Annotated in this window: 7 protein-coding genes; 5 read left to right on the top strand and 2 right to left on the bottom strand. The window is 62.5% G+C overall.

Annotation, left to right across the window (positions count from 1 at the left end; all coding sequences use genetic code 11):
* The first annotated feature begins 2 nt into the window (after window positions 1–2).
* Window positions 3–1,469: a sensor histidine kinase gene (locus tag DXK94_RS11490; RefSeq protein ID WP_079597248.1), complete on the top strand. Its 1,467-nt coding sequence runs from the start codon at window positions 3–5 to the stop codon at window positions 1,467–1,469.
* Between the two features lie 111 nt (window positions 1,470–1,580).
* Here the strand turns inward: DXK94_RS11490 and DXK94_RS11485 are convergent, their stop codons facing one another.
* Window positions 1,581–1,829, bottom strand: a complete 249-nt coding sequence (locus DXK94_RS11485; RefSeq protein ID WP_015937605.1) for a WhiB family transcriptional regulator — start codon at window positions 1,827–1,829, stop codon at window positions 1,581–1,583.
* A 231-nt stretch (window positions 1,830–2,060) separates the two neighbouring features.
* Here DXK94_RS11485 and DXK94_RS11480 point away from each other — a divergent pair, with 231 nt between their 5' ends.
* A complete protein-coding gene (locus DXK94_RS11480; RefSeq protein WP_395929046.1) occupies window positions 2,061–2,549 on the top strand; it encodes a hypothetical protein in 489 nt (162 codons plus the stop codon).
* On the opposite strand, the gene DXK94_RS11475 is transcribed toward DXK94_RS11480, so the two are convergent.
* Window positions 2,510–6,559: an FtsK/SpoIIIE domain-containing protein gene (locus DXK94_RS11475; RefSeq protein ID WP_115525083.1), complete on the bottom strand. Its 4,050-nt coding sequence runs from the start codon at window positions 6,557–6,559 to the stop codon at window positions 2,510–2,512. The two genes, DXK94_RS11480 and DXK94_RS11475, sit on opposite strands and share 40 nt — an antisense overlap.
* Before the next feature lie 266 nt (window positions 6,560–6,825).
* On the opposite strand from DXK94_RS11475, the gene glf reads away from it, so the two are divergent.
* The 3 genes from glf to DXK94_RS11460 are packed head-to-tail and all read left to right on the top strand — an operon-like array spanning window position 6,826 to window position 10,859.
* Complete coding sequence (glf, locus tag DXK94_RS11470; RefSeq protein WP_079597245.1) at window positions 6,826–8,013, top strand: UDP-galactopyranose mutase; 1,188 nt, start codon at window positions 6,826–6,828, stop codon at window positions 8,011–8,013.
* Window positions 8,010–9,989, top strand: a complete 1,980-nt coding sequence (locus DXK94_RS11465; protein ID WP_115525082.1) for a glycosyltransferase — start codon at window positions 8,010–8,012, stop codon at window positions 9,987–9,989. Before glf ends, DXK94_RS11465 begins: the two co-directional genes overlap by 4 nt.
* Window positions 9,990–10,859 carry an ABC transporter permease gene (locus tag DXK94_RS11460; protein ID WP_104443479.1) on the top strand — a complete coding sequence of 290 codons (870 nt, stop codon included), beginning with the start codon at window positions 9,990–9,992 and terminating at the stop codon, window positions 10,857–10,859. It begins immediately after the preceding gene.
* The last annotated feature ends 44 nt before the right edge of the window (window positions 10,860–10,903 follow it).

Here is a 10,903-nt window from a genome sequence, read left to right as displayed (position 1 = left end):
CAGTGGCAATCTTTACGGACCCCATCAGGGAACACGCTGATTTCGGGCCTGGTGATGCCGAATGGCTGCACCTTTTGGTGGGGGACTGGCAGATGGTTGCGGACCTGGCGTTCGCCGACCTGGCGCTGTGGTTCCCCCACCCGGACCATGGGTACGTTGCGTTGGCACACGTCAGGCCGTCCACCACGCACACGGTCTTCCACGGCGACTTCGTGGGCGAGGGAATCCGGTCGGACCTGCAGCCGCTCGTGGACAAGGCATGGAACAGCCGCTCCATTGAGCGTTCCAGCGAAACCAACTGGAGCAGCGACATGGCCCTCCGTGTTGAGGCCGTACCCATGGTCCGTAATGGCCGGACGCTTGCCGTGGTCACCACGCATATGGACCTGTCCAGTTCCCGCATGCCGTCCCGCCTTGAGCTGACCTACCGCCAGTGTGCCTATGACCTCCTGCGCATGGGGACGCTTGGGCTGTGGCCGGACTTTGCCTCGCCCACCGGGTCGCGGCGGGGTGCGCCGCGTGTGGGAGACGGCCTGATACGGCTCGATGCCGAAGGCATAGTGCAATACGCGAGCCCCAACGGTGTCTCGGCATTCCGGCGCCTGGGGGATGGGGAGTCACTGGAGGGCCGGTCGCTCGCTGAGGTGACTGCCAGCCTGCTGAAGGACCGGCGCATGGTGGACGAGACGCTGCCTTTAGTGGTTACTGGCCGCATGCCGTGGCGCAGTGAAATTGAGTCCAGGGGCGTCAGCCTGTCGCTGCGCGCTATCCCGCTTCGTGACGAGCAGCAGCGCTTTGGCGCGCTGGTCCTTTGCCGCGACGTCTCTGAACTGCGGCGGCGTGAAATGGAGCTGGTCACCAAGGATGCCACCATCCGGGAAATCCACCACCGGGTGAAGAACAACCTCCAGACCGTTGCGGCGCTGCTCCGGATGCAGTCCCGCCGCATGGTGAGCGAAGAAGCCAAGCAGGGACTGGAACAGGCGATGCGACGCGTTGCCACCATCGCCCTCGTCCATGAGACCCTGTCGCAGGGCTTGACGCAGAGCGTTGATTTCGACGAGCTGATCGGACGCCAGTTCAGGCTGTCCGCCGAGGTTGCCTCGCCCTCCCAGCAGGTAAGGACTGAAAGGTCCGGGACCTTTGGAGAGCTGCCCAGTGACCTGGCCACGCCGCTGGCACTCGTCATCAATGAACTGGTCACCAATGCCGTGGAGCACGGGCTTGAGGGCAGGGCCGGAACCGTGTCGCTTATCGCTGACCGGTCGGAGGCAGACGAGGGTGAAGAACTGACAGTGACCATTGCCGACGACGGCGTGGGGCTGCCCGACACCCCCCACGTTGAAGGGCTTGGCCTGCAGATCGTGCGGACCCTGGTCACGAGTGAACTTGGGGGGACAATCCAGTGGAAGCCCCGCGACGGCGGCGGCACGGCGGTACAGATCCGGCTCAGCCTGGCGGGCAAGTAGCGGGCGGCTCCCCGGCCATTGCCACACTTCTGGCTGAGCCCAAGGGTTAAAGGGAAAAGCCCCGGTCGCAACCTCTCAGGTTGCGGCCGGAGCTTTCTGCGTTTTGGGCGATCAGGAAGCGCGGCGGGCGCGGGCTGCCCGGCGCTTCAGGGCGCGGCGCTCATCTTCGCTCATGCCGCCCCAGACGCCGGCATCCTGGCCCGACTCGAGAGCCCACTGCAGGCAGGTGTCCACTACCGGGCACCGGCGGCATACACTTTTGGCTTCCTCGATCTGGAGGAGGGCGGGCCCTGTATTCCCGACGGGGAAGAACAGTTCCGGGTCCTTCTCGAGGCACGCTGCGCGGTTACGCCAATCCATGCTGATCAGTTGCTCCATTTCTGGGAAGTGCTCTTTGTGAAATTATTCACTAGGAGCTACAAAGGAAAAGGGCCCGGCAGGGCCCCGTTGGTCATCTGAATCAAGCCTGTCATGTTAACGCTGTGTAAACAAGGGGTAATAACGCTTGATATCCCCGTAACGCTGAGCGATACATCACACTGGCGGCACTGGCCCTCACCACTGTCCGACTATGTCCGGTAGGGTGCCAGTGTGTCAAGACCCCCGGTAAACCCCCCAGCGTCCCCTTCACCGTCGGAAGAGCCGCGTCCGGGGCCGGACCGCAACGCAGGGGCAGCGCCAGTTGCACCGCCGCCTGCAGCAGTAGTCACAGCGCTGATCGTCGCCGCGGAGGCTACAGCGCTCCTTGTGGCCGCCGGCTGGTACGGCTACCAACTGCTGAACGGAAGCCCCGTACTGTCGTTCTGGGGAGCGGTATTTACGCTGGGGCTGCTGCTCGCCTTCGCTGCGTGGCTGTATGCGGTGGCTGTTTTCTTATACCGGGGATACCGCTGGACCCGGGCCGCCGCCCTCGTGGCGCAGTTGTTCGTTCTGACCATCGGATTTCCTACACTTAGCGGTGGCCTGGTGGTGGCCGGGTTGGCGATGCTGCTGCCCGCGGTAGCCGCCATCGTGCTCCTGTTCCACAGCAAGGTGATCAGTTATGCCTCGCGCACGGGAAGTGCACCGCCCGCCCTGTAGTCGTCTGCAGCAGCCCATCCCACTTGGATTGGGCAGGCACGTCCGCCGGAAATGAGCACGCCCCTGCCCGGGGATGGATTCGGTTCGACCTCGAAGCGGACGCCGAAGACGTCCCCGTCGGATATGGACCGCGGGGACAACAGCAGACCCGTTCCGGCAGCGCGGGACTGCATGATCAGCGGAACGCGCTGAAGGATCAGCGGACTGTAGTTCGCCGTCAGGACCATCGGCTGGCCCAGGGCCTGCAGTTCGGACAGGCATTGCATCGCGCCGGGGGACATAAGGTCCGCGTCGTCGGCCAGGAGCACTGTGTCCCTGGGCAGCTGACTGCCCTGCACCTGCAGCAGCAGGCCCTTCCAATATGCAAGGGCGTCGGCCCCGGCGTCGGGGTAAAGCCAGCGGTGGGCCGGATTCAAAACCTGCAACGCCTTCAGGACGTTGGTCTTGCCACTGCCCGGACCTCCAAGGACGGCCACCACGCCGCTTGGTGGAATCCGGAAAGAAGCGGGGGACAACTCGTCACCGCCAACTCCGATGAGGATGCCCGGAAGCCGGGGCCCCGAAGGAACGGAGCCGGGCCCATGGGAAACAGTCGGGTCCGCCAGCATGGAAAGGATTTCGCCAGCCGTCACCACCGACGGCAGCGCTTCCACCCGAAAGGGAGGAAGCGTAACCAGCTGCGGGCTGCCGGCAAGGTCACTGTGCCAGGAACTGTCGGGTGCTGTGCTGTACAGCTGGCATACTGCAGCACCGTCTTCGGCAACGGGACCGAACGCCACGGCCCTTCCTTTGACAGCTGCTGTGGAAGGCATCCGCGGCCAGGCTGCCCGGCTGTCGGGGTTGGAGCCGGCAGGGAAGTAGAGCCGGTTTGGGATCGCCCCGCTGAACCTGGCGGTGACAAGCTCCCGGTCTCCGGAAATGATGAGTGTTGTCCCGGCCCGGGCGCCGTCCCGGACAAGGTCCTGGACGAGGTCTTCGCCCCATGCCAATGGACCCGACCGGAACGCCGACAGCCAGGAGCCCCACCCGGAGATCACCACAATCAGCGGCACAGAGCGCCCGCCCGGCTGGTTAAGCCGCCGGGTAACTTCACCGGTTAAGCGTTCCAGTACCCGCACCGCACGCCGAAGCTCCTGCACACCGGTGTGGGCACCGATTCTGGCGTGGGAGGACAGGTAATGGAAACTTCCAGCACCGTCCAGGAAGTACAAGTGCGCCTCCTGTGGATGGCGAAGCAGACCGCGAACGGCTGCGTCCAAGGCTTCGTTGGCGCCACACTCGGGTGCGCCGATCAGGGCCAAGTGGCTGCTCTTGGCCGGTTCCCATGCAAGCGACTGCAGCCTTTGGCTGTCCGGAAGGTCCACCAGCCCAAGCCTGATCGACCAGGTCCCGCCAGAGGTCATGGACGCGGCAGCATTGGCGCTGTTCCACGCGGGTTCCTCTATGTCTTCTGGCAGGGGAGCCGCAACGGGCACCCGCGGCGGTGCTCCTCCCATGCCGTCCCAAAGTTCACGCACCAAATTGACCAACGGTGCTGCCGCTTGCGCGGGCGTCGGGGCTTCTGCCACCGCGTCGGCAGGAGGGTCGGACAGAAGGTAATCCGTGGCAAGCCGCACGGTGACGGAGTTATCCTGCCTGGTGCGGGCATGCAGCGGTCCCGTGGTTGCTGCCTGGAATTCCTGGACTGGTTCCGTGCCTTTGGCGAGGTAAGCCCGTCCAGGAGTGTCAACGCGGATCGCTGAGGCGTCCTTGGACCTGATGATGTCAACAGACTCCATGTCGGACTGCACCCGCAGGGCAATGCTGGAGGTGACATTGGCCCTGATGTCCGCAGTCAATGCGCCCTGCGGCCGCTGGGTAGCCATGACGAGGTGGATCCCAAGGGAGCGGCCGATGGAGGCAATGCGCATCAATTCACGGAGTACTTCCGGTGCGTCATCAACCAGCATCCGGAATTCGTCGATGACGATAATCAGGTGGGGGATGGCGACGGGCTCCGAGGCAGGATTGGACCGATACGCGCCGATGTCAGGCACTCCTGCCGCTGCCAAGGCTTCTTCACGACGCCTGATTTCAGCGCGGAGCGAGATGAGTGTTCGCTCCAGTTCGTAGCGGGCCAGGTCGGTCAGCAGCCCCACGCAGTGGACCAGCCCGGCCAGGGGACCAAGCCCCGAGCCGCCTTTGAAGTCAACGAAAAGGAAATTTATCCGGTCGGGCGGATGGCTCAGAGCCAGCGCCAGGGTAAGGCTGCGGAGCAACTCCGACTTTCCGGAGCCGGTGGTGCCTGCTATCAGCAAATGGGGGCCGTCGGTGTGAAGATCCACAACTTTGGCCCCGCCCGCACCGAGTCCAAGGGGAGCCGACAGCGCGGCGTTCTTCTTGCTCAATGCCCAACGGGCAGCCGTATGGGCGGCCGTGAGCGGCAGTATGTCATCCAGCGTGCAGGTGGATGGCAGAGCGTGTTCCCCGGTGTCCCTCACCCGAGGCAAGGTTGCCAGACGGCGGCAGAAGTTGCTGAAAACCTCCTCGGGGGCGAGATCGGGTACAAAGACGACGTCGCCGGCCGGTTGCCGCAGGATCGATGTGCGCTCGCGGAGTTCCACGTCAATGCCTTGTGTCCTGGTCCCGTCGGGAAGGAATTCAAGGATATGCCACCCGCGCGCCAGCGCTTCATCCGCGAGGGCGCTGCTTGAAACGCCTCCGTCTGCTGCGTCAGTAATCAGGAGGACTCCCTGCGGGGCGGTGGCGTTGAAGCCCTCCGCCAGCACGCGCCGGCAAGCGGCCGCCGATGCTGTGAGGGTTACGGACGGAAGGAAACGTGCGGGCAACAGGAAGCCCTCTGCCTGCCCGTGAATGACGACGCGTGTGGTACGGCACCTCGGATAACCGGCCAGCTGCATGACGATAGCCCTGATCATCCCGTCCAGCAGGCTCCTGGATCCCTGAAATACCGATTTGGGGCGTGAAAGGTCAAAGACCACCGGTACGGTTTCAGCGGAGCGAATCTCCCGGGTGGAAGCGACCGGCTCCACCTTTACATTGGCGGGCTGCTTCGCCTGGCCAAGGCGCAACCACGCTGCGGCTTCCCTTGCGCCAGTGGTTGAAGCGTTGCTGTGCATCCCACCTGTGGCCAGCACCAACGTAGCGAGCGAGGGCCCGGCCGCCCGGCGCCGTTCCGTGTCCTTGGCAACAGCCGCTCTAATTGCAGCGCCCAGCTCCCGCCGCTGGCGCCTGCCGGATACAACAGGAACCACAAGGGCCAGGGTGGAGGCGGCAGCAAAAGCCAGGAACATCCACATACCCGTGAAGACCGCAAGTCCTGCACCGACGACCAGTGGAAGAATTGCGGTGGCAATGAGGACCGCCCGGCTGCCGGACTCCGCCCGGCCCCTGACGGGAATAGGCTCCTGCACGGAGGCCCCGGCGTCGCTCAGCGCCTTGTCCGGCATGTCGGCAAACACGATGGACATGGTTGAGCTTCCACACCGGACGGTTGAACCGGTGGAGAGGGCGGCGGCCCGGGTTCTTTCGCCATCCACGTAGGTACCATTCGCACTGTCCAGGTCTTCGAGGATGATGTCCGTTTCGGTGACTACAAGGCGGGCGTGCTGTCGGGACAACTCTGCGTCCGCGATGACTATCCGGGTGTTGCTCCTGCCGATGGTGTAGGTCCCGCGCCGCAGGGGTACCACTGTTCCCGCGCCCGCGCCGCTGTGAACGGCAAGGGCGAGCGGAGCCGGCTCGCCGGCGGGCCGGCGCCGTTCCTTCCTGCTGACTGGTGCTCCGCCGCCGTCGATGAGGACGGCGCCGTTAACCAGAGGCAAAGTGCCGACGCGTACGGATCGCAGGTCGTCGCCGTCGACCGTTACGGTCCCTGTGCCAAACATCCGCGCCAGCTGGTCGCGGATGTGGGCGCCCGCCGTACCGTCGGCGGCGTCGATGGACAACTCAAGACGCTGCCCGGCCAGGCGCGACTCGGGACCGCCGAGCAGGGTGCAGTGCAATGTCATGGGTGCAGATCCTTTGTGCCTTTGAACCCACGCTAGACAGCGGTAGCGGGTCCCGGCCGGTGCGCCATCTGCTATGTGGACAACTTCCAGAAGTAGATCCGCCTTCTCCTGCCGTCGGAGGGGCCGGTCACTCCAGGAGGCTCAGGCCTTGCTCCAGGGGTTGTAGCCCGAAACCCTGATTCGACGGGCGCTGCAGTGCCTCGGGTAGGCTAGAGCAGCAGACATTGCGCGTCATTGCGCTGCCCGCATTCAAACCAGGAGAATTTGTGACCGCTGACCTTGTCATCGTAGGGTCTGGCTTTTTTGGCCTGACAATCGCCGAACAGGCCGCTACCGAGCTGGGCTTGAAGGTCGTTGTCATCGACCGCCGCCACCACATTGGCGGCAATGCCTACAGCGAAAAAGAAGAGCAGACCGGTATCGAGGTGCACCGCTACGGAGCACACCTGTTCCATACGTCCAACGAACGCGTGTGGGAGTACGTGAACCGGTTCACGACGTTCACGAACTACGTCCACAAGGTATACGGCGTGCACAAGGGTGAGGTCTATTCCCTGCCCATCAACCTGGCCACTATTAACCAGTTTTTCCGTGCCAACCTGACACCGGGCCAGGCACGGGAGCTTATCCAGGAGCAAGCGGGCGAGCTTGCTGGCACCGATCCGCAGAACCTGAATGACAAGGGCATCCAGCTGATCGGCCGCCCGCTTTATGAAGCCTTCATCAAGCATTACACCGGCAAGCAGTGGCAGACGGACCCCAAGGACCTGCCCGCCGGAATCATCTCGCGGCTGCCCGTCCGCTACAACTACGACAACCGGTACTTCAATGACAAGTACGAGGGCCTGCCCACCAACGGCTACACCGCGTGGATCGAAAAGATGGCAGAACACCCGAACATCGAAGTACGGCTCAACACGGACTTCTTCGATGAGTCGCACGAGTACAGCAAGAACAAGGTTGTAGGCAACATCCCGGTGGTGTACACCGGACCCGTTGACCGCTACTTCGATTACGCCGAGGGCGACCTCTCCTGGCGCACTATTGACTTCGAGGAAGAAGTGCTCGACATCGAGGACTTCCAGGGCACGTCAGTTGTGAACTACAACGACGACGACGTTCCCTACACCCGGGTCATCGAACCGCGCCACTTCCACCCCGAGCGTGATTACCAGACGGAGAAGACCGTCATCATGCGCGAGTTCTCACGCTTTGCGGAGAAGGGCGACGAGCCGTACTACCCCGTCAATACTTCCGCGGACAGGGAGCGCTTGCTCAAGTACCGCGATTTGGCGGCTGCTGAGAGGGACGTTCTGTTCGGCGGCAGGCTGGGGACGTACAAGTACCTGGACATGCACATGGCCATCGGCGCAGCACTGAGCATGTTCGACAACAAGATCCGGCCGCATTATGTAAGCGGCGCAAAGCTGGAAAGCGGAGGCGTGGACGCATGAACGAAGCGCAGGGCTGGTCGACCCTTCAGCGGGTGATTCTCCCTTCGCCGGACCAGCCGGACACTGTTCCTTTGTACGCGGACGCGGGCACCGCCAGCGGCATCCGGTTGAGGGAAAACGATGAGTTGGCCCGTACGCCGAAGCTGCCGGAAGAGAAGCTGCAGATGTTCAGCTCGGGCGGCCGTGAAGCCCACTTTGAGGATCTGCTCTCCAGACACTCCATGCGGGTCCGGTCAGGGGAGCAAATTTCCTTCGGCACATACTTCAACGCGTTCCCGGCGAGCTATTGGCGCCGGTGGACGTCCGTCAGGGATATCCGCCTGGTCGTCAGCACCAAAGGAACGGGAACGGTCACCGTTTACAAGTCCAATGCACGCGGGTCAGTACAGCGCGTCGCCGGACAACACGTCGACGGTGCCGCTACGTCGGTCTTTGACCTCACCCTCAAGCCATTCGGCGACGGCGGATGGTACTGGTTCGACCTGGCGGCAAGTTCCGGTGAACTTCTGCTGGAAAACGGTGAATGGCAGGCTGAGGGTGGCGAGAGTGCCAAGGGCCAGGTGACCCTTCAGATCACCACAATGAACAAACCTGATTTTTGCCTCAACAACGCCCGAATCCTCGCGGAGAATCCAGACGTTCTCAAGAACGTCAAGGAGATCCTAATAGTCGACCAGGGAACACAAAAGGTCGAAGCAGAAGATGGTTTTGCAGCCGTAAAGGAAGCGCTGGGCGACAAGCTCAGGATCATCAACCAGGCAAATCTTGGCGGATCAGGTGGCTTCGCGAGGGGAATGTACGAAGCCGTGGAGAACGGCAGCGACTATGTCCTGCTGTTGGATGACGACATTGTGGTGGAACCGGAAAGCATCGTCCGGCTGGTGACGTTCGCCGACCACTGCCGAAAGCCGACCATCGTCGGTGGCCACATGTTTGACCTCTACAACCGCAGCGTGCTCCATACGTTCGGCGAGGTAGTTGACCCCTTCCGGATTGTGCCGGCGCTGCCGCACGCAGACATGGATGTGCGGCACGACTTCAGTATCGCCAACCTCCGCCAGACGGCTTGGCTGCACCGGCGTGTAGACGTGGATTACAACGGGTGGTGGATGTGCCTCATCCCCACAGAAGTAATCCGCGAGATCGGCCTGTCACTGCCGCTGTTTATCAAATGGGACGATGCCGAATACGGGTTGCGCGCGCGGGAAGCCGGGTTCGCAACGGTGTCTCTTCCCGGCGCCGCCGTTTGGCACGTCTCCTGGCTCGACAAGGACGACCTCGTCGGGTGGCAGGCGTACTTTCACGAACGCAACAGGCTGATCACTACCCTGATCCACAGCCCCTATCCCAAGGGCGGGCGGGTCTTGCGCGAATCCGTCCAGTCGGACGTTAAGCACCTGGTGTCGATGCAGTACTTCACGGAACACGGTCGTATCGAGGCGTTAAAGGATCTCTTTAAGGGGCCCCACGTCCTCCATGAAGTGCTTGGCTCAAAGCTGCCTGAAATCAACGCGCTTAAGGCGTCGTATCCCGACGCCCAGTTGAAAGACGACGTTGACGACTTTCCCGCTCCCAAGCTGGGACGGGGGCCCATGGGAGGAACCGTCGTAGGTATGCCCAGCAAGAAGGAGCTCATACCATGGGGCATCAAGACAGTTGCGCGGCAGCTCATCAAGTCGCCCGGACCGGAAAGTGCTGAGCGGCCCCAAGGGTATCTCGCCCACCGGGACAACCGCTGGTTCAGGGTGGCCCACTACGACAGCGTAGTAGTGTCCAATGCTGAAGGAACAGGTGCGTCCTGGTATCAGCGCGACCCGAAAAAGCTCAAGTCAATGCTGACCGAGGCAACCCGCCTGCACGTGCGGCTGTTCCGGGAGTGGGACAGGCTCGCCGAAGAGTACCGCAACGCGGTGTCCGAAGTCAGCTCGATGGAGTCGTGGAAAAAGACCTTTGACGCCGCAGAGGACCCGAAGTAGATGGCCGGCACCACCAACGATATGATCCGCCCTGGGCAGGGGCGCGGCCTGCTTGACGTTTACGACCACCGCTTCCTGCTCAAGCTGTTGGTGCGTAAAGAGATCAAGGTGCGGTACCGCGGCTCGGTCTTGGGACTGCTCTGGTCTTACGTCAAGCCACTGATGCAGTTCCTGATATATTTCGTGGCCTTGGGGATCTTCCTAAACCTTCAGCGGGGGACTCCCAACTACGCTATCTATCTGTTTGCGGGCATCGTCCTGGTGAACTTTTTCACGGAATCGTTGGGTAACGCCACAAGATCCATCGTCGACAACCGCGACCTTATCCGGAAAATTTACTTGCCCCGCGAACTCTTCCCGGTTGCGACAGTGTGGGTTTCGGCGGCGCATTTCCTGCCTCAGCTGGTAGTGCTGATGGGTGCTTGCCTCATTGCGGGATGGACCCCGTCCCTCCTCCAGCTCGCCGCCGCCATCCTGGCCTTCATATTGGTTTCCGTCCTTGCTACAGGGCTTGGCCTTCTGTTCAGCGCCGCCAATGTGTACTTCCGGGACTCGGAAAATATCGTCGATATGATCCTCATGGTGGTTACGTGGGCGTCCCCGGTGCTCTACGTCTGGACGATGGTGCAGGACGTCATGGGCTCGTGGTACTGGGTTTACCAGCTCAACCCCATGACTGTGGCCGTCGAAATTTTCCACTGGGCATTCTGGTTCCCCACCTTGAAGGAGGACCAGGTGGGACTTGCATCGATGCCGCCAGACCTCATGACCGTATGGCTTCCGGTCGCCTACCTTATTTCCATCGCTGTGTTGTTCGTGGGCCAGCTGGCCTTCCGCCGCTCGGCCGTCCATTTTGCACAGGAGCTTTAACGTGACTGCACGAGGCGATGTCGCCATCAGCTGCAAAAAACTGC

This window comes from Arthrobacter sp. RT-1 (assembly GCF_003367205.1).
Classification (GTDB): Bacteria; Actinomycetota; Actinomycetes; order Actinomycetales; family Micrococcaceae; genus Arthrobacter.
Note: the sequence above shows the minus strand (reverse complement) of the source record. Positions and strands in the feature narration are given on the sequence as shown.